The organism is Novosphingobium sp. KN65.2 (genome assembly GCF_001368935.1).
GTDB classification, from domain to species: domain Bacteria; phylum Pseudomonadota; class Alphaproteobacteria; order Sphingomonadales; family Sphingomonadaceae; genus Novosphingobium; species Novosphingobium mathurense.
This window is the reverse complement of sequence record NZ_CCBH010000145.1, coordinates 18,346-36,589: the sequence shown is the minus strand read 5'-3', so window position 1 is coordinate 36,589 and position 18,244 is coordinate 18,346. Positions and strand designations below refer to the sequence as shown.

Annotated in this window: 19 protein-coding genes; 10 read left to right on the top strand and 9 right to left on the bottom strand. The window is 60.2% G+C overall.

Annotated elements, in window-relative coordinates:
- Positions 1-243 precede the first annotated feature (243 nt).
- The 10 genes from SPHV1_RS09905 to SPHV1_RS09870 all read left to right on the top strand — a co-directional run bounded on the left by SPHV1_RS09905 (position 244) and on the right by SPHV1_RS09870 (position 9,380).
- Positions 244-1,575, top strand: coding sequence for a site-specific integrase (locus SPHV1_RS09905; protein ID WP_054945874.1), 1,332 nt, complete (start codon positions 244-246; stop codon positions 1,573-1,575).
- Positions 1,576-1,691: 116 nt separating this feature from the next.
- A complete protein-coding gene (locus SPHV1_RS09900; protein WP_054945873.1) occupies positions 1,692-1,880 on the top strand; it encodes a helix-turn-helix domain-containing protein in 189 nt (62 codons plus the stop codon).
- Positions 1,877-2,047 (top strand): hypothetical protein, encoded by a 171-nt coding sequence (locus SPHV1_RS24965; protein ID WP_231634611.1) that lies wholly within the window; start codon positions 1,877-1,879, stop codon positions 2,045-2,047. Before SPHV1_RS09900 ends, SPHV1_RS24965 begins: the two co-directional genes overlap by 4 nt.
- On the top strand, positions 2,044-2,421 hold the full coding sequence (locus SPHV1_RS25445; protein WP_054945872.1) for a hypothetical protein: 378 nt from the start codon (positions 2,044-2,046) through the stop codon (positions 2,419-2,421). The genes SPHV1_RS24965 and SPHV1_RS25445 overlap by 4 nt, the downstream gene beginning before the upstream one ends.
- Complete coding sequence (locus SPHV1_RS09890) at positions 2,418-4,775, top strand: VapE domain-containing protein (protein WP_054945871.1); 2,358 nt, start codon at positions 2,418-2,420, stop codon at positions 4,773-4,775. The genes SPHV1_RS25445 and SPHV1_RS09890 overlap by 4 nt, the downstream gene beginning before the upstream one ends.
- Positions 4,776-5,148: 373 nt before the next feature.
- Positions 5,149-5,610 (top strand): hypothetical protein, encoded by a 462-nt coding sequence (locus SPHV1_RS09885; protein ID WP_054945870.1) that lies wholly within the window; start codon positions 5,149-5,151, stop codon positions 5,608-5,610.
- 328 nt (positions 5,611-5,938) lie between these two features.
- Positions 5,939-6,268, top strand: coding sequence for a hypothetical protein (locus tag SPHV1_RS25440; RefSeq protein WP_197277701.1), 330 nt, complete (start codon positions 5,939-5,941; stop codon positions 6,266-6,268).
- Positions 6,246-6,659 carry a hypothetical protein gene (locus SPHV1_RS09880; protein WP_054945869.1) on the top strand — a complete coding sequence of 138 codons (414 nt, stop codon included), beginning with the start codon at positions 6,246-6,248 and terminating at the stop codon, positions 6,657-6,659. The genes SPHV1_RS25440 and SPHV1_RS09880 overlap by 23 nt, the downstream gene beginning before the upstream one ends.
- Positions 6,660-6,790: 131 nt before the next feature.
- Positions 6,791-6,937: a hypothetical protein gene (locus tag SPHV1_RS09875; RefSeq protein WP_156367319.1), complete on the top strand. Its 147-nt coding sequence runs from the start codon at positions 6,791-6,793 to the stop codon at positions 6,935-6,937.
- Positions 6,938-7,016: 79 nt separating this feature from the next.
- Positions 7,017-9,380, top strand: coding sequence for a phage tail tape measure protein (locus SPHV1_RS09870; protein ID WP_054945867.1), 2,364 nt, complete (start codon positions 7,017-7,019; stop codon positions 9,378-9,380).
- A gap of 199 nt (positions 9,381-9,579) precedes the next feature.
- On the opposite strand, the gene SPHV1_RS25435 is transcribed toward SPHV1_RS09870, so the two are convergent.
- The 9 genes from SPHV1_RS25435 to SPHV1_RS09825 form a co-directional block, all read right to left on the bottom strand.
- On the bottom strand, positions 9,580-9,882 hold the full coding sequence (locus SPHV1_RS25435; RefSeq protein WP_197277700.1) for a hypothetical protein: 303 nt from the start codon (positions 9,880-9,882) through the stop codon (positions 9,580-9,582).
- 434 nt (positions 9,883-10,316) lie between these two features.
- Complete coding sequence (locus SPHV1_RS09865) at positions 10,317-11,396, bottom strand: site-specific integrase (protein ID WP_079732010.1); 1,080 nt, start codon at positions 11,394-11,396, stop codon at positions 10,317-10,319.
- A 169-nt stretch (positions 11,397-11,565) separates the two neighbouring features.
- A complete protein-coding gene (locus SPHV1_RS09860; protein WP_054945866.1) occupies positions 11,566-12,054 on the bottom strand; it encodes a hypothetical protein in 489 nt (162 codons plus the stop codon).
- A 61-nt stretch (positions 12,055-12,115) separates the two neighbouring features.
- Positions 12,116-12,601 carry a hypothetical protein gene (locus tag SPHV1_RS09855; RefSeq protein ID WP_156367318.1) on the bottom strand — a complete coding sequence of 162 codons (486 nt, stop codon included), beginning with the start codon at positions 12,599-12,601 and terminating at the stop codon, positions 12,116-12,118.
- Positions 12,602-13,351: 750 nt separating this feature from the next.
- Positions 13,352-13,657, bottom strand: a complete 306-nt coding sequence (locus SPHV1_RS09845; protein WP_156367317.1) for a hypothetical protein — start codon at positions 13,655-13,657, stop codon at positions 13,352-13,354.
- On the bottom strand, positions 13,658-15,991 hold the full coding sequence (locus tag SPHV1_RS09840) for a hypothetical protein (protein WP_054945862.1): 2,334 nt from the start codon (positions 15,989-15,991) through the stop codon (positions 13,658-13,660).
- 100 nt (positions 15,992-16,091) lie between these two features.
- Complete coding sequence (locus SPHV1_RS09835) at positions 16,092-17,384, bottom strand: phage major capsid protein (protein WP_054945861.1); 1,293 nt, start codon at positions 17,382-17,384, stop codon at positions 16,092-16,094.
- A gap of 150 nt (positions 17,385-17,534) precedes the next feature.
- Complete coding sequence (locus SPHV1_RS09830) at positions 17,535-17,756, bottom strand: hypothetical protein (RefSeq protein WP_054945860.1); 222 nt, start codon at positions 17,754-17,756, stop codon at positions 17,535-17,537.
- Positions 17,749-18,087 carry a hypothetical protein gene (locus tag SPHV1_RS09825; RefSeq protein WP_156367316.1) on the bottom strand — a complete coding sequence of 113 codons (339 nt, stop codon included), beginning with the start codon at positions 18,085-18,087 and terminating at the stop codon, positions 17,749-17,751. The genes SPHV1_RS09830 and SPHV1_RS09825 overlap by 8 nt, the downstream gene beginning before the upstream one ends.
- Between the last annotated feature and the right edge of the window lie 157 nt (positions 18,088-18,244).

The window sequence follows — 18,244 nt, the reverse complement described above, 5'->3', positions numbered from 1 at the left end:
CTTCGCCAGCTATATAGATTGCGGGACCGCCCGAGGCGTTCTCAACAGTCGATACTGGCGCACCCGACAGGATTCGAACCTGTGGCCTCTGCCTTCGGAGGGCATAAAAAATATGCCTTGGCCTTCACATCGCATCACTCAAAGTCACGGAAAATCAAGAATTTTATAATAACATGCTCTAGCCTGATCGCCGTTGTGCGTATATGCATATTTGACGGATATTTCACAAATTAGAGATCGCGCATGGCCAAGACACTGAAGGAAGCGCCCCTTACGACCAGGAACGCTAGGGACAAGCTACCCGAGGGCCTCCACTGGCGCGGCATCGACCCTGAAGTGCATCTTGGCTACAGGAAGGGAAAGCGCGGCGGCGTGTGGCTGGTGCGATGGCGAAATGGAGTTGGCTACCGCCAAGAACGCCTGGGGACTGCGGACGATCAGATTGCGGAAGATACGCTATCTTATGCCGACGCGGTGAAGGGCGGCCGCGAGAAAGTCGAGGCCGCAAGACGGGAGGCGCGGGCCAATGCTGAAGGGCCGGCGGAAACCGTTCGCTCTGCGGTTGCCGCCTACATCTCCATGCGGGACGCCCGCGACAGCGAACGCGCAGGCCGAACCGTGCGCTCGACAGCATCGTACCGCCTCGAATTACACTTGTTGGGCCGCGAAGCGAATGGCAGGCGGAAGGCAATCCTGCCCGCTTCTTTAGCGGATACTCCGCTTCACGACTTAGCTGAGAGCAAGTTGATGGCCTGGCGGCAAGGACTGCCGGTCGCCATGAAAGCGACGACGCAAAAGCGGTTGATTAATGACCTGAAAGCGGCGCTCAATGCGGCATGCACCATCCATCGGCAGAAACTTCCGCATACACTGCCGAACACCATCAAGCATGGCCTTACTGCGCCCGTCACCGCCCCCGAAAATTCGGTGGAGGTCGCGCGCGAAAATCAGATTTTGCCTGATGGCGCGATAGGTCGAATAATCAGCGCAGCGAAGGAAGTTGACGGCGCGAAGGGGTGGGGGGGCGACCTTTACCGAATGATCGTTGTTTTAGCTGCAACGGGCGCACGATTTTCTCAGGTGGCGAGACTGCGCGTGTCAGATGTGCAGGCCGAAAAGTCTCGCATCCTCGTGCCAACCAGCCGCAAGGGGCGCGGCAATAAAAATGGCTCCACACCAGTGCCAATTGGCCAAGACGTTCTCGCAGCGCTGGTGCCGGCTATCGAAAGGCGTGACCCTGGCGACGCGCTGTTGTTGCGCTGGAACTACGAACAATCAGATACTTCCATTCGCTGGACCAAGACCAGCCGCAGCCCTTGGCGCGCCGCATATGAAATTCTTCCATTTTGGGCAGCGATCCGAAAGGCGGCAAGCTTGGACGCATCTGTCGTCCCTTACGCACTAAGACATTCAAGCATCGTTCGCGGCATTCGGGCGGGCCTGCCGCTGCGCCTGGTGGCCGCACTGCACGACACGTCCGTGGAGATGATCGAACGCCATTATGGCAGGTGGATTGCTGACGGGCTTGACGACCTGGCGGCGCGGGCTGTTGTTCCGCTGGTGCCCAGCGCGTGACCGCACGCCAGATCGCTTAAACGGTGGAAATCCCGCAAGAGGAAAGCACCAAGGTTTCCTGCTGAAGATCGCACCTGCCCGAGACGGGCAGATTTGCACAGAAGGCAACCGACGCAATGAGCAAGATTGACGAACGCGTATTGGCAATGACAGTGAACGAGGCGTGCATTGCGCTCTCTCTCGGTCGTTCTAGCATCCAAAAGCTGATCAATACAGGGCAACTTCGGGCTGTTAAGATTGGGGGTTCTACCCGCATTCCTACGTCCAGTATTCGCAAATTGATTGGCGAAGGGGAGGCCGCGTGATGAAGCATGTTATCACCAGCCGCCGCGAATACTTCGCCGGCCAAGCCCTGGCAGGCTTGCTATCGGACTCTGACCTCACGATGGCCCCGGACCAAATGGCCGAACACGCGTTGGACGTGGCCGAGGCAATGGTCGCTGAACTCGAAAAGCGGGAGGCAGCAAAGTGAAAGGCGGCGACCCCGACCAGAACCGCCGCCTCGCTACACTTGCTGTAAATTCTGATAGTGAAAAACCCTATCGCGATCAAATCGACGAACTTCAGACCACGGACGATTTCCGGGCGTGGTGCGCCGCGAATGCGGAGCGCCTTACGGCTGCTGAGGATCGGAAAAGGCGCCAAATCCAGGACGCAGTGATCCGCGCGGTTCAAGTGGCCCTCGAAAGAGGTGCGACATTGGATGATGCCGGTGACGATTTGCTACTCCGCTTCGCCTACGGCATTCCAGGTGGCGTTCCTTGGTCGCCCTCCGCTTTGCGTCATGCCCTGCGGGCAATCGGCTGGAACTCACCCCGCATCTGCGCGAAAGGCGGTGCCATTTGACCGCCGCACAGCGCCACGATGACTTGACGGTGGACACTATCGAGTCCGCCTTGCATGCGATTGATGCCGACACTTCGCGCGAGAAGTGGGCGCGCATCGGCATGGCCCTGAAGTCGGAGCTTGGCGACAAGGACGGCTTCGAACTGTTCGACGCGTGGAGCAAGACGGCGAGCCGCAGCTATGACGAAAAGGAATGCGAGGCCACCTGGAAGTCCATCAAGGCGGGCGGCGGCGTCAACATCGGCACCCTGATTTACGAGGCGCAGCAAAATGGCTGGCGCTTCGACAGCGACCGCACGAAGCTGGACGCGGCAGCGATCGAACGCCGCCGGGCCGAACGCGAGGCCGAGCGCAAAGCGGCGGAAGCCGAAACCCGCAAGAAACAGGGCGTGGCCGCCAAGCTGGCGAACCTGACATGGGATGCTGCCCAGCCGGCTGGCGACGCCCACCCGTACCTGCAGGGCAAGGGCGTCCGCGCGCACGGCCTGGGGATTGGCGAATGGCCGCTGATTAACGACAACGGCGAAGTGTTCCGGCGCCTGCCGGACGCGCTGTTGATCCCCATTGCCGACGCGAAAAACGGCAAGGTCATAAGTCTGCAAGGCATCCTGCTGGATTTAGATGGCGGCATTGCAAAGCGCTACCTGAAGAACGGCCGCAAGCGCGGCGGCTATCACATGATCGGTGTGCCGCCGGAAGCGGGCCAGCCTTTGGTTTTCTGCGAGGGCTACGCCACCGGCGCCACCATTCACGAGCTAACCGGCTGGTGCGTTATCGTGACGTTTGACGCGCCCAACCTGCCATTGGTCGCGGAAATCATGCGCGAGAAGTTTCCCCAGGCGGGGTTCATCATCGCGGCGGATAACGACGCATTCACGACCAAGCCGGACGGGACGCCGATTAACCCCGGCCTGGACTATGGCAAGCGCGCCGCCGATGCCACCAGGGGCTTTATGGTCGCGCCGAAGTTCCAGGACTTGGAGGGCGAGCCGACCGACTGGAACGACTTGGCCCAGCGCGAGGGCGACACCGTGGCCCGCGCGCAGCTGCTGGCGAACCCGCTGACCAGCAAGCCGGACACTACCGGCGCGGACGTGGCGGCCACCCCGCCGGCGAACGACAACGTGCAGTACGATATGTTGCCGGACTTGGGATTGAACGGAAAGCCGCTGGCGACTATCGAGAACGTGGCTGAAGTGTGTAGGCGCTTGGGGGTGGTTGCCCGCTACAACGTCATCGCCAAGAATCAGGAAATACTGATTCCAGGTGAAAGCTACCTGATCGATAATCGCGACAATGACTCCTTTGCTCGCCTGGAAAGCGAATGTGCGAAGTTTGGTGTGTCTACCGGAAATCTGAGCGGCTTTATCGGACACATCGCCGGTCAGAACCCGTTCAATCCGGTGGCCAACTGGATCAAGTCGCGGGAATGGGATGGCAAGCCGCGCCTGCAGGCGCTTTGCGACACAATCACGCCGGTGGACGACAAGCGCCTGCCGGACGGCCGCAACCTGAAGGACGTTCTAATCCGCCGGTGGATGGTTTCCGCGATCACGGCCGCATTCTCGCCTGATGGTGTGAGCGCCCACGGCATCCTTGTGTTTCAGGGGCCGCAGTACCTGGGCAAGACTATGTGGTTTAAACAGCTTGTCCCCGAACACTTGGGCGTCCTGCAGGACGGCATGATGTTGAACCCGTCCGACCGTGACAGCGTAAAACAGGCGGTTAGCTTTTGGCTGGTGGAACTGGGGGAACTGGACGCGACGTTCCGCAAGGCTGACCTTGCCGCGCTTAAATCATTCGTCACGCGCAAACAGGACGTGCTGCGCCTGCCTTACGCTCGAAAGGAAAGCACGCTGGCCCGCCGAACCGTGTTCTTCGGTTCGGTCAATCCGCGCGAGTTCCTGCACGATGTGACCGGCAACCGCCGTTACTGGACGATTGAATGCGAGAACCTGGACCTGGAGGCGCAGCGCCAGCTGGACATGCAACAGGTGTGGGCCGAAGTGCTGCAGCTGCACCTGGACGGCGAAAACCACTATCTGGCGCCGGAAGAAATGGCCGCGTTGAACGACCATAACGCCGAGTTTCAGGCGGTGGACCCGATAGAGGAACGCATTCAGACGCGGCTGGCTTGGGATTTGCCCGCCAGCGCGTGGGGCTGGCGCACGTCCACGGAAATCCTGCTGGCGGTAGGCATTGACCGCCCCAGTATTGCGGACGCCACCAGGGCATCGAACGTCATCCGCAAGCTCAATGGTGGCCAATCGAAGCGGACGGCAGCACGGCGGCTTTTGCGGTGTCCGCCGACGCATGGCGCGCGCAATTCGACGGGTGAAGGCCAACCGTTCTAGACGCTAACACCGCCCCCATACCAACGCACCCAGCCGCCCCGTGGCGCACCGGGCTTTTTTGCGCGGCCTCGTGCGCGATCCATGACACCTAGCAGAGATGCGAAAGGTGTCATGGAGAGGCGTCACATCGCTAGATCGCGGAATTCTGCGATTTCTGGACCATCAATGACACCATGACACCTATGACACCGACCTATTGAAGTGGGAAAGATTTTAGAAGCGAGGGCAATTAAGGGGCTTATATAGGAACCCCCGGTCATTTCCGTCACGGCTGTCATGCTAGACGCGCAAATGGCGGAAATCTGCGCTTGCGGACTATGACACGAGCGCGCGTCGTGGCAGTAGGTTTTCAATTGAGGCTGAGGGGACTTGTATGGCTGTTGATGGTCAGGATGAACGAACCACCGCGACAGGCCTTTTCCACTTTGCTCATTCCTATGCTGCGAGCGCGATCACTTTAACCGAGCACCAGGTACGCGCCACTCACAGAGACGCCCCGATCAGATACCTATTTGCACACGCGGCTGAATTGTATCTCAAAGCATTCTGTCGGCTGCACGGCGTGCCAGTGAGAGAACTGAGCGGACGGAGCTTAGGCCATAATCTGGAAGCACTGGTTGATAAGGCCAACACGCTGGGGCTGGGCGCCGATCCTAAACTTTGCGCCTGTCTGGCGGCCATGAACAACGCGATATTGCATCGCTACATTGTCACTGGTGCCCGCCGGGAGCCTAACCTGGTTGACGTTCGAGAAACCTGCATCAAGCTGAACGACCAGGTTGGCCCCTTGGTGTACACAGCCGAGGGCCTAACGCGAGCCGCACCCAGCCTCTGACGCAGCAACCTTCCATGGAGTTGGCGTGCGAGGCAGCGTCATGCCCCATCCGTCGCTCGCGCTGCCCCTGATCCCGGCCATGCTGGAGCATACGGCGATGACACTGTGACTAGGCGCATGGCTGTCAGCCGCGCGGGAAGTGGCAGCCAAAGGCAATCGCTTTGACGAAAGAATATTGCGTGGCTGAGCAATGGACACCCCCCCGTTGCGGGTCCCATTCGACGGGCGCCAGTGCGGGGGCATGTTGCCCGCACCAAGTGAAATCTGCGTGGGGTTTGAAATCGAAAATTATGACTATTCATGCCACTGTGATCGAGGAAATCGAATAGTGGACACTCGCGACGAAAAGTTGCTGGAATTCGCGACAAAGCGCCGAGCCGAAACCCTGCCACCGTCTGGAAAATGGGCAGCCAAGCCGTTGCCCGCGAAAGCACTAGGAGTAAAGCCGCACACCGTTTCCGGCACGATTTCCGCACTTCAAAAGAAGTCCGCGCGCTTGGGCCGTGCGCCGGGCCATTTCGACAACGGCGCGGCGCCCGTTTATGCCATGGGCAAGCTGACAGTGCGGCGTGGGCGCACTGGCGAGATTGATCGCACTCGGAAATCTCTGCTTAGGCTTGCGTGTCAAAAAAGGCATGAAATACATTATGTTACCTGAATCAATCCAAGAGATCGCTGACGTTATCGGGCGTGAAGCGGCGTTATACTTAGTGGGCCAGTTGCCGACCTGTAGGGCGGGCGCTCAGGGCAAACGAGCAACGCGCGTCATCCTGTACGTGCCCAAGCGCCTGAAGCCTAACCACCGACTGGTCCAAATCCTTGGATGGGAACGTGCGAATAAGCTGGTCGAAGGGTTCGGCGGGGAAATCCTGCAGCCTGCGAACTGCCAGGAGGTCTATCGCCGGTTTCGTGATCGCGAGGCCCAGCGCCTGTTTGATGGCGGTGCGAGCATTCCCGACCTGGCCGCGATCTTCAGCGTTACCGAACGGCATATCAGGAACCTGACGCGGGCGGCATTAGGCGGGCTTCCGGCGGCCGCGAATGACTAGGCCGGGAAATACCACAAGAGGAACCGGCCAAGCCATTCGGACAAACCAGATTTACTGAACCTCTGAAAGGCCAATTGCCAATGCCCTCCTGCCATCGTGACGGCCATCACTCGAAGAAACCCCTTCGAAAATTGACGATTCTGCTGGAAGCGGAACTTGCCAGCCAACTCTTAGGTGAACGTGCCCGCATCGCCGCCAATGAAGGCGTAAACGTCTCACTCACATCGCTGGCGACGAAAGCCATGCGCGCCGGGTTCGAATCAATGGGCAAATCCTAACAGCGCCCCTCGCCCAAGGGTCAGCTGAGTCCGGCTGGCATCGCTGAGGGCGATTGCCATTTTCCAGGAGCTAAGCGGCATGACGAGCAAGCGGCTAAATGCCGTTATCACCATTGGCGGCGCCCTCTCCAGTACGCTGGGCACGGCCATCGGCGGCGCGCGCGGCAAGCTGCGCAAGATCGGCGCCACAATCAAGGACCTGGAGCGCGAGCAAAAGGACCTTAACAAGTCCATGAAGGTGATGACCGAGCTAGGCAGGTCCGGCGAAATGCTGGGGCTGCAGTATCGCTATGACGCGCTGACAACGAAAATCGGCCACGCCAAACGCGAACAAGAGAAGATGAACCGCGCCATGCGGGGCATGGAAGCGGGCAAGGCGCGCATGGGCAGCGCCCTGGCGGGCATCGCCACCGTGGGCGCCGTGGTCGCGACTGCCGGCCTGCCGGTGATCCAGGCGGCGAGCTTCGAAACCGCGATGGCCGGCGTTGCCAAACAGGTGAACGGCGCGCGCGATGCGAGCGGCAAGCTAACGCCTATCTATTACGAAATGGCCCGCGCAATTCAGCAGCTGGGCCGCGAAATCCCGATTTCCACGAATGAGCTTGCCGGCATGGTCGAGGCAGGCGCGCGCATGGGCATCCAGGGCAAGGCCAACCTAATCGAGTTCACGCGGACCACCGCGATGATGGCCACCGCGCTGGACCTGCCGCGCGAGGAACTTTCGGACCAGATGGGCAAGATTGCAAATCTGTTCCATGTCCCGATCCCCGCCGTTAAGGACCTGGGCGACGCCATCAATTACCTGGACGACAACACCGTGTCCAAGGGTGGCGACATTATCGACTATCTGCAGCGCACCGGCGGCGTGGCCGGCGCGGTCAAGGTTTCGGCCACGGAAATGGCGGCGCTGGGGTCCACGCTCTTGAGCCTGGGCGAGCGCACCGAAACGGCCGGAACCGCGTCTAACGCGTTCATTCAAAAGCTGGCCGCCGCCGACAAGGGCACGAAGAAATTTCGCAGCGCCATGGATGAACTGGGCCTGTCCACCGCCGCCGTGCAAAAGGGCATGCAAGAGGACGCCCAGGGCACAATCCTTAAGGTCCTGGACGCGGTTAACAAGATGCCCAAGGCCCAGCGCCTGGGCATCATGGTGGACCTGGTGGGCTTGGAGCATTCCGACACGCTCGCCAAGTTGTCCGGCAACGTGGCCGAGTATCGCAAGCAAATCGAGCTTGTCGGCAGCGACAAGGCTAAGGGCAGCATGTCCAGGGAATTCGCGGCGCAGCTGGCGACCACGAACGCGCAATGGGAGATCATGAAGAACCGGCTGACCGAAGTTTCGGTTAATATCGGCGCCGTTCTCCTGCCCAAGATCAATCAAGCCATGGGCGTGTTCGGCAAGGCCACCAGCGTTGTGGCAGATTTCGCGCGCGAGCATCCTGGTGTGGTTAAAGGCATCCTTGGCGTCGTGGGCGCTGTAGTCGGCAGCATTGGCGCCATGAAAGGGGCGTCTTTCGCCTGGAATGCAGCTGTGGTCTCGTTCAAGGCCCTCCGGCTCGCGATGGCGACGAATCCCATTGGCCTGGCGCTGACGGGCCTGTCGGCAGCTGCCGTCTTGGTCTATCAGAACTGGGAGCCGATTAGCGCATTTTTCAAGGGAGTATGGGCGGACATTACGGACGCCGGAAAGGCTGCGTGGGGCTGGATTAAGGACAAGTTCCTGAATTTTACCCCGCTGGGCATCGTAATCAGCAACTGGGGGCCTATCAGCCGGTTTTTTGGCGACCTGTGGGCCATCGTCAAAGACGCGGCCGTTATCGCCTGGGATTGGATCAAGCGCGAGGTTCTATCCTGGCCGCCGGTCCAAATGATCCGCGCCGCCTGGACGCCGGTTTCCGAATTCTTCGGCAGCCTGTGGACCGGCGTTAAGGACGTGGCCGGCGTCGCCTGGGATTGGATCAAGGAAGCGCTGGGCTGGACCCCGCTGGGCACGGTCGCGAAGAACTGGGAACCCCTAACCAAGTTCTTTTCGGACTTGTGGACCGGGCTTGTTTCCAGCGCCAAGGGCTTCCTGGACTGGATCGTGGACCGCATCACGAGGGTGGGCAATGCGGTCCATGCCGTCCGCAATCTCATGGACAGCAAGGCGGACGAAATCCGCGCAGGCAAGCCAGGCGCGCCCGGCCGACCTGGACAGCCAGGCGCGACAGGCAAGCCGGGGTCTGCGAGCAAGGGACGGCCTGCGCCCAAAATGCCGCAGATTGCAACTGCGCGCGGGAGTGTTCGGCCAGCCATCAACGACAATAGCAAAACCGAAATCCATATCACGCAGCAGCCTGGCCAGAACGCCAAGGCGGTGGGCGATGAAGTCGAGCGGCGCCTTAGTAAACAGCGCCGCGCGCGCAACGGCGGCCAGTTGTATGACGCGCCGAGGGGCTACTAATTGAGGGCCGGCTAGTTTTACGGGTGCGTGTTCTCGGCCTCCCAAGCTTCGATCTTGGTAAGTGGATAGACCACACGCCCCCGCAGCTTCATGTATGTCGGCCCAACGCCTTTGCTCCGCCAGTTTGCAAGAGTGCCTAGACAGAAGGTGCCGCACCAGCGCTCGACTAGTTCATGCGGCGATAGAAGCTTCTCGTACTTCATTTTGAAAAACTCCCCATCGCGCGGACTCGCTTGAGGCAACGTCTCGCCAAAAAAGCGGAAGGCTGACCAGGGAGTCGGCGTTTCGTCGAGGTTATGCGCTCGCCGCCCTTGTCGAAATCTAGCGCTATGGCGCGTAGCGCGTTTGCAAGATCATGGCGCCCCCATTCCTCGACGCTCCCCGCTGCATCGAAAAGCAATGATGTGGTGAGGCCTAGATGCCTGCGCGCATTCTTCCGATTTGTAATAGTATGTGACTGCAATGCGATCACGCGGACCTGCATATGTTCTGCAATTTCCATAGTCTATACCCTATCATTATCAAATCATCATAGGGATTTTTCGCTGTGATTCGGCGTTAAATCAATGAAAAATTACGCCATAGCATCACATTTCTTATAACTGATATGAGTTATTGTTAATTTCTCATATCAGTTATACTTAAATTTCTACATGCGTCATTCGTGGATCAACCCAAGTGATTGCTCGCAGACGCGCGAGGTTGCCCGCCCCTGACCGCAGGCGGCTTATTTGACGAATATTTGATGAAACAAAGCACAACGACGCTAAGTCATTGATTTTTTGGCGCACCCGACAGGATTCGAACCTGTGGCCTCTGCCTTCGGAGGGCGGCTCTCGACTGAAATTACAGCACTTTTCGAGGAATGTTCACGGTTTAGACCCGTGAACGTATCGTGAAAATGCGCTCGTTGCTCGCACATAACTCGCACAACCTCTATCGGCGGTCCGCGGCGGCAAGCGCCTCGGCCATGTGGTCAGGGTGGTGATGGGCATAGAGGGCGGTCGTCCGGGCATCCTTGTGCCCGAGCCAGCCGCCAATTAGGTGAAGGGGAACGCCGCGCTGTGCCATCCAGGTTCCACAGGTGTGGCGTAGGACGTGCGGGGTGACGTCGATCAGACCAGCGCGTTTGCAGGCACCGCCGAAGCTTCCCTCGCCGCGCTTGTCCTCGTTGCCGTCCCAGCCGCCGCCAATGTCCTTGATGCGCTCACCGTGATTGTGAACGACATATCCAAGTTCGGTGCCGCGATCGCGGGCCAGCCGCAGGAAGGTCATGAGCCGCCGCGGTATCGGCTGGCCGACTACCTTGCGCTTTGAAGTCTGGCGATCGCCGCTTCGGGCAAAGTAGATCCGACCGGCTTCCAGATCGACGTTCGGCCAACGCAGAGACAGGATCGCGTCTCTTCTGGCGCCCGTATAGAGCCCAATCAGGATGAACAGCGGCAGGTACAGTCTGACGTCGCTGCGGCCTGAACGCGCCGCCCACAGGAGCGCTGCGGCCTCCTTTTGGGTCAGCCAGCGATCACGGCCCTCGGGCTTGGCAGGCAGCTCGACATGGGGGACTGTGGTCAGACGGCCCTCGCTATGCGCGAAGTTGAGCGCAGCCTTCAGGACGACGAGCTCGCGCCGCACGGTGCCGTCGCTCTTCTTTCGCCAGGTACGATAGGCTTTGCAGGTCTGCTTGGTGATCGCGTCGACGGTTTGCTCGCCCCAGAAGGTCAGCAGAGGGACCATGGCATAGGCGATCCGCTTCGGATCCGCCGCTGTGGGGGCGTGGAGCGTGCCGTAAAGATCCAACGCGCTTGCGATCAGGTAGTCGTTCGGCCGCGCCGGCCCGGCAGGACGGATACTGAGTTCTCGTTCGCGGAGGAAGGCCCCGAGGACCGCTTCAGCCTCTCGGCCGTCTGCAGTGCCAGTGCTGCGGCGCCGCTCGCGCCCTCCTTCGAACCAGACGATGTAGAAGTTCGGCCTGCCGTCGATCCGCTTGAGGCGGGGGCCGGTGTTGGGCCTTGGCATGCGGCTTGCTCCTGCTGTGCGATCCAGGCCAAGGCCGTCTCGCGGGGGTACAGGTACGCCTTACCGGGCTTCCAGCATGGAAGACCCTTTGCGCGTAGCGTTCGGACCGTCGCAGCCGTTATTCCGCCAACTTCTGCAGCGAGTTGCTTGGCGGTTAGATAGCGCGCGGTCATTCGTAATCTCGAGAATCGAGCCCGAGGGCTTGAAAGACCCGATCCCGCATCGCAGTAAGGTCCACGATGACTGCGGCCTCAGCGCGTTCACGAGCATTGACACGCAGGAGCGATCCGACAGACGTAATGCGCTTCTCTGCCAAGCATTCGCCGAGCCGTGCGCCGTGCGAGTACACGTAGAAGGTTAGGCCGAGGCTCTCGGAATCGTAAATCTCACCCGGTCCGCGTTCGTCGTCACCTGTGTGGGCGAAATCGAACATCGCGCGCTGGAATGCGGTCTTCGTATCGATCCCGTAAGTCGTTAGGATGCGAGCGAGCGCATATCCCAGCACATCGTGCACGCTGAAGCTGTGGGCCTTGCCGTTTTCCGGCTGCTCTTTGCCAATGATACGCCAGTCCTTGCGTGAGAGGTGCGCGCGGAAGTTGTCGTGCGACATCCCGATCGCCTCGGCTACCTGGGCACTGGTGAACTTGAGGTCGTGCATCATCAATTCCTGTGACTTTCGTTAACAGCTATGTAAGTGAACGATGGTCACAGGTCAAGCATCACAGGAGCCGATATTCCACAGGGCCCCAACTGGCTCCGGTCGGATCCAGCCGCCTGCACCGGGTTCTTCGAATGTAGTCGCGGTGCCGCCTCAAGAGAGTGCGGTCCGCAGAAGGCGGGAAAGCCTCGGCCTCACTCTGATCCAATCCGTAGAGAGGGAAGTTGAAGTCGTCCTCGTCCGGCTCGCTATCGGAGTCCGCATCGCAAGGGTCGTCGTCGATTGCCTTGTCGATGTCGGCAACTGCGCAGCCAGGGCCGCTGGTGGCATCGAGCGCCCACGGCGAGAGCACGAAAGAATCCTCCAGGTCGGTTTCCTCCAGGTCGGGATCGCCGTCCAGCCGATCGAGCATGCCGATAAGGCGATCAATCAACGCCTCCACCTCGGCGCGGCGAGGCGTGGCGGCTGGGAAGCTGTGACGAAAGCCGGGAATATGATGAATGGGATTGGCGCGCGCGGAATCCGCCCGTAGTGGGAAATTAGCCATGATCGTTCTCCTGGAACGGTTGCGGTCAGAGCCGGGCGGTTGTTGGTAGCTTCCGCTCGGCTCGCTTTCGTGTTAGCTCTAAATCATGAGCCAGTCAATTCGCGTTTACACGAAAAGGGCACGACCTGCGCAGGCAGGTCAGATGGTTGGTGTTCGCCTTCAACCCGATCTGCTCGCAAAGCTCGACGCATGGATCGCCGACCAGGACGACGCCCCAAGCCGGCCGGAAGCGTTGCGAAGGTTGCTGTCGACAGTCCTCGGCTGATGTGTCGGTAGGGGGCGTGCCTGTGTATATGTCGGCCTTTGGACTCGACGTAGGCGCCGAATCAGGGAATCCCTAAGACCTTGATTGCCTCGAAAAAGGCGAAGCCCCCGGTGGTAGGACACCGAGGGCTTGGTCGAGGCAACTCCTGGGATATCCTTGGCCGGAACCAGGAGCGGGTTATTCCCCGTCGCTGTGGGAGCTTTCCCATAAGTGCGGGGCACCCGTCAAGCCGGTCGTAACATGGAAAGGTTAATCCATGACTCCAAGACGACCGCGGCGCCCGGTGCGCGCCAAACTGACCGACGAAACGATCCGTGAAATCTGGCGACTACTCCGTGAGGGGTGGTTTCAGCACGATATCGCGGCGAAACTGGGCATCAACCAGGGACGCATATCAGAGGTCAACACAGGTAAGCGTGGATCCCATATAACGGGGCTTCGTCCTGTCTAACCGGGAAGAGGGTGATCTTCGGATCACTCTCTTCTTAACCACCATCGTCATTGTCCACAGATTGCTCGCGGTCCTGTTCCTTGCCGCCATCAATAATCGCGAACTGGGGCCGAACATCCTCGCTTCGAATTCCTAGACAGAACTCGTCGATGGTTTCCTTCAGATGAGGGGCGCATTTCTGCCCGAATTCCTTGACGGCAGTCGCGAATGCATCACTGTTAATCGCACCGGCATGATCCAGTGCATGGATAAGTGTGTAGAGCGCAAGCTGTTGCGCACCAATTTGGTTCGCGAAATACTGGAGCGCTTCATCCATATTTTCGAATGTGACACTCTTCACCTACTGCCCCCCTCTCAGTGGCCCGTTGAGACTCTGGCGGACCCGGCGTGCGAGCTGACCGCCTGATTCCCGCGCCTCTCTAGCGTTCGTAACTGACGGGAAACTATTATGGAAGTGGTAGGTATCGCCAGCCTTCAGAGCCCCCAATTCATGGTTGGGAATGACCTGGGCGCCGCGCGGAAGGTTAACCAGTTCTCTCCCCCTCTCGCCGACCCATGCGAGGCCGCCAGGTGCAAAGTTCGTCCCGTTTGCAAAGCCTGGCACGGAAACTGGAGTAGAATTGACCCAGCCGCCTACCTCGCTGCCAAGCCCTGACAGGAAGCTTGAGCCCGACACGCCGTTAATCGATGCACCTGCGCTGCCAAGCAGCATCCTGCCGATGCTGAGAGTGGCCTGCTGGATCTGCAGGCGGACGAGATCCGCGAGAATTTGGCGGATCACGCTACGGGCCACATCGCCCAAGCTCTCAAAATTGACGATCGCCTGTGTCAAACCTTCGTTGAACGCCTGCAAACCATCAACGCCAATTTGCTCAAGCGAATCCGACATGTTCGTGGCGGTCGCCTGAACGTCATAAGCATAGCGCTCACCTGGGCTCATGTTCTGCAAACGCATGCGTTCACGAGCCGCGGCCTGCTGCTGGGCAAGCATGACCTGTGCCTGCTCGGCATCGGCAACCCGGCCGCTGGCGATCTCCTGATCGAGCAAATTGCGCTGAATCTGCTGATGCAACTCCAATGCCGCCGCTTCCAGCCGGGCGCGCTCCTTGGTGTTCGGCTCGATATCCGCCCATGCCTCGAGGGTCGCCGCCTGGCGATCGAGCATGTCGTTTGCGAGGCGCGTCTGACGCTCGGCCAGATCTCGCTGGAGTTGCGTGCCATAAAGCGATGGCGTGACATTGATGGAGCCATCCGCGCCGATCTTCGTCGAGCCGTAGAGCCGTTCGATATACGCGATCTGCGCTTTCTTCTGTTCGGCGCTGAAATCCTTGTTCGCATTGATCTCGGCAATGCGCTGCTCTTTCTCGGCAGCGAGCAGGTCATAGGACAGCGAGGCGCGATCCTCGGCGCTGGTGGCGAGGTCGAGCTTGGCGCGCAGTTCTTCCTGATTGAGCCGGTCGATTTCTTTCGCCTGATCCGCAGCGATCTCCGCGGCCGTCTTGCCAGATGCCGCGCGGTCCGTCTTTGACTTGCTGCCAGAGGTTCCGGTCGACCGTAGCGACGGGTCGAGCACACCCTCTTTCAGCGACTTCTCGATGGCGTTGGCGTTCTTTTCTTTGATTCCCGACGAAAATCCGTCACGAATAGCCTGCAGAAATTCCGGCTTCGTGACACCGAGACCGCTAAAGTCCAATCTGTCTGCACGCTTCTCAGCTTCACTGGCGCTCAGGTTGCCGGATCGATAGGCCGACAACAGCCCGCGCACGTTCGCGACGTTGCGATAGGTGTTGTCCGAGGCAAGGCCGACCGACGAAAGGATCGTCTGCCCGGTGGAGGCGGGGCTCGTCCCGGCGCCGAACGTTCCCACGACCCTCTGATAATTCGCTTTCTCCGCCGATGCCTGCGCGCGCAGATTTATCGCCATAAGCTGCGCATTGAGCCGCAGCATCTCGTTCTGGCTCTTGAGCTTGCCCGTCGTGAGGTCGAACATGTCGCCAAGGACGCCTTGGGCGTCGGCAAGGCCACTGGATGCGAGTTCGACGTCCTTCATCGCCTCCTCGGTTTCGAAGAGCTTGGGGAGCAGTGAGGATAGAACGACGACACCGGCGGTGATGGCAATGCCCCACGGGCCCGCCAGGAACGCGCCGAACTTGCCGGCGCCGTTCGTCATCATTGCGATTGCTTGCACCGTCTGCCCGGCCTGCTGCGCGAAGATCTGCATCGGTTTGGTGCCCGATGCGAACTGCGTGGCAACGTCGTTGATCTGGTACGATAGCTGCTGCATGCCCGCCTGCATGGCGCCGGACTGGCCTTTGATCGCAGTTCCAGCGGTCCGATAGGTCTGGATCGTGTTGCGCAGGCTCGCGCGGAACTGCTCTTGCGAGATGATACCGAGTCGATAGGCTTCCTTGAGCTGGGTCGCTTCCTTGCGGTAGTTCGCCAGGGCCGCGATACTCGGGTTCACCCGGGCCTGCAGCGCCTGCATCTCGCGCGAGAACTGACCCACCGAAACGCCCATGCGCTGTGATGCGGCGTACACCTCCTTACCGGTGGTGTTGAACTGCTTGGCGATCGCTGCTGTCTTGGATTGCGCCTTAGTCGCTTCCCGCCCGAATTGAGCGGAGTCCATGCCCAGTTGGACAAGCAGCGATCCGACTGTGGTTGCTTGCGCCATGTCTGAACCTTCTGATTATGGGGAAGTGGGCGAGGCCTATTCCGCGTGCCTCGCCCACCCAGGAGCTCCGGCGGTTCTCTCTGGACCGCCGGCCTTGGGGTTATGCTGCCGGGATAATCCCCTTCAGACGCGCGAAGGATGCGGCATGGGCAAGCTGTACATCGGCGCGCATCCAGACCAGGAAGCCCACCTGCCCATAGTCGGCGTACCGCTCCTTCAGGACGGTGATGTTCATCTGGTCGCGCATGCCGATGAACATGTCCCGGTAGTTGCCGAACACGATCGAACTCGCATCGGTGGCCGTGCCCTGAGTCTCAGTGATGCTCGCCGCCGTGGTTGCCAGCTTCGGAATTCGGGCGATCATCTCAGGGACCGTGAGCGGGTTGTCCTGCGTGTCCTTCAGCTTCGCAAGCGCGGCGCCGGTACGCGGATGCCAGATTGCCGCGGTCGGATCAGCTGCATTGGCAAGCTGCATCGCGTAAACCGTATCGATCATCTCGTCGTAACTGGTCAGCGCGGCGCCATTGGTGCCCATCGAGACACTGCCAATGCCGGAAGTGTTGACGACGCCGACCGGGCCATCGTCAGTGCCGTCGCCCCAGATCGCGACGCGATCCAGTTCAAGAGCCATGACCTGCGCGAACGCATTGGTCAGCATTTCCGACACGTTCACGCTGTCAGTCAAAAGCTCGCGAGATACCTTTACGATTCCGGCCAACGCCTTCGCTTCGAGCAAGATGCGCGAGAAAACGGGGTCGCTGTCATCGATCTGGGCATTCTCAAGGCGCCATGAGACAGTCGGGTCGGTATCAAGCCGGGCAATTGCCAGCGACGAAGAATCCATCTGCACGGTGCGCGCGCCGGCGCGGATGGCGACAGACTGCGAGCGCAGGCGATCGATGAATTCAGCCGCCAGCGGAGCTGGAACGGTATAGCCGCCTTCACTGGCAGTGCCTTCGGAAAGGGCGCGCTTCTCGGCTTCGTTGCGGGGGCCCGCGACGATCGCACGGACATGATCGCCGAACGACATGCCTCGGTTACGCTCGGTGGCGAACTTCTCGTTTCGCTCCAGGACGCGGACGGGCGCGCCACGCTGGTCAGTCCAGCCACTCGGAAAGTCGTAGTGATTCAACCCATCGGCTGCTCCGAAGGCAGTCCGGCCGCCCATGTCGGGACGCCGGCTTGCCCGCTCTGCCTCGTCCTCCTCTTCCATGCGTGCTTCGTCCAGGTCGAGAGAGTTGAGGTCGAGCGCTCGCATGGCAGCATCGTGCTTCCGCTCGAGCTCCGCGACCTTACCTTCGGGAGCCGCATTCAGCTCGGCGAGGATCGAGCGAGCGTCGTCGACGAGCTCGATGCGCTTGCGTTCCAGTTCGATGATCTTTGCGGATTTCATTTTGTCAGTCTCCTGGGCGCGGTCACGCGACCGCCACCCTCTAAAGAGTTGTGCAGTCGCGCAGGCCGGGAGCCTGACGAACCTCCGCTGCTTTTTTGGTCCAGCGGGCAAACCTATGACAAGCGCGCTACCACATCGTAGGCGCTTCGGTCAACTCATCCCGGCCTCTAGGAGCTGCTGCTCCGCGAGGTCCGAAGCGTCCCGCATCTTTTCGATCGCAGGGACTGGGCCAACTAACTGCGCGAGCGCCTCCATGGCCGCGGCGACCGTTAGCAACGCGGCGTCGTGCCGGGGGATCCCGGCCATCTCACAAGCGGTGACGATACCGACAGCCATGGTCCGGCTGGTCGCAACGAACTGCTTCTCAGTCATCGAAGAATTCATCATGACCTCCATCGCTTGGAAAACTCGGTGCCCTTGATCGATCCACCGGCGTCGCGGCCAACTTGGAGAGGATGGCCGAGTAGATCTGTGCGTTGTTGATGCTCAGGCCATGCATCTCCGTCAGTTGCGCCCGAAACGTAGCAGCGAGGTCAAGCATCGCCCGATCCGCTTCCATCAGCCAAGGCAACTCGTCCTTGAACAGCCGCCACGCCTTCTTCTGCTTGGCTGTCAGATGCCTTGATGGTTCTCCCAGCAGCGGAGACGTCGGATCGTTCCGCCCGGCGTGCCTGCCCGGGTTCTTCCGGTCGGCTCCGGTCATCTTCGCCACCTGGGGTGGCAACCTGTGGCTCATTTTTTGCCCCTTTCCATAGATTTGCACTGTGGATGCGAAAATTTAGGCTCCCGTGCGCCAGAGACCCCCTCGACCGTCGAGTTCGACCCACCCCCCTCTCGGCTTGCTCTTGATGGAGGCGTCT

Excerpts from the sequence above, each read along its gene's own strand:
- SPHV1_RS09835 (WP_054945861.1), bottom strand. The coding sequence starts at position 17,384 with ATGAAATCCGCAAAGATCATCGAACTGGAACGCAAGCGCATCGAGCTC.
- SPHV1_RS25435 (WP_197277700.1), bottom strand. The coding sequence starts at position 9,882 with ATGGAAATTGCAGAACATATGCAGGTCCGCGTGATCGCATTGCAGTCA.
- SPHV1_RS09830 (WP_054945860.1), bottom strand. The coding sequence starts at position 17,756 with ATGACTGAGAAGCAGTTCGTTGCGACCAGCCGGACCATGGCTGTCGGT.
- SPHV1_RS09885 (WP_054945870.1), top strand. The coding sequence starts at position 5,149 with ATGGCTGTTGATGGTCAGGATGAACGAACCACCGCGACAGGCCTTTTC.
- SPHV1_RS09840 (WP_054945862.1), bottom strand. The coding sequence starts at position 15,991 with ATGGCGCAAGCAACCACAGTCGGATCGCTGCTTGTCCAACTGGGCATG.
- SPHV1_RS09905 (WP_054945874.1), top strand. The coding sequence starts at position 244 with ATGGCCAAGACACTGAAGGAAGCGCCCCTTACGACCAGGAACGCTAGG.
- SPHV1_RS09825 (WP_156367316.1), bottom strand. The coding sequence starts at position 18,087 with ATGACCGGAGCCGACCGGAAGAACCCGGGCAGGCACGCCGGGCGGAAC.
- SPHV1_RS09860 (WP_054945866.1), bottom strand. The coding sequence starts at position 12,054 with ATGCACGACCTCAAGTTCACCAGTGCCCAGGTAGCCGAGGCGATCGGG.
- SPHV1_RS09855 (WP_156367318.1), bottom strand. The coding sequence starts at position 12,601 with ATGGCTAATTTCCCACTACGGGCGGATTCCGCGCGCGCCAATCCCATT.
- SPHV1_RS09870 (WP_054945867.1), top strand. The coding sequence starts at position 7,017 with ATGACGAGCAAGCGGCTAAATGCCGTTATCACCATTGGCGGCGCCCTC.
- SPHV1_RS09900 (WP_054945873.1), top strand. The coding sequence starts at position 1,692 with ATGAGCAAGATTGACGAACGCGTATTGGCAATGACAGTGAACGAGGCG.
- SPHV1_RS09865 (WP_079732010.1), bottom strand. The coding sequence starts at position 11,396 with ATGCCAAGGCCCAACACCGGCCCCCGCCTCAAGCGGATCGACGGCAGG.
- SPHV1_RS09880 (WP_054945869.1), top strand. The coding sequence starts at position 6,246 with ATGAAATACATTATGTTACCTGAATCAATCCAAGAGATCGCTGACGTT.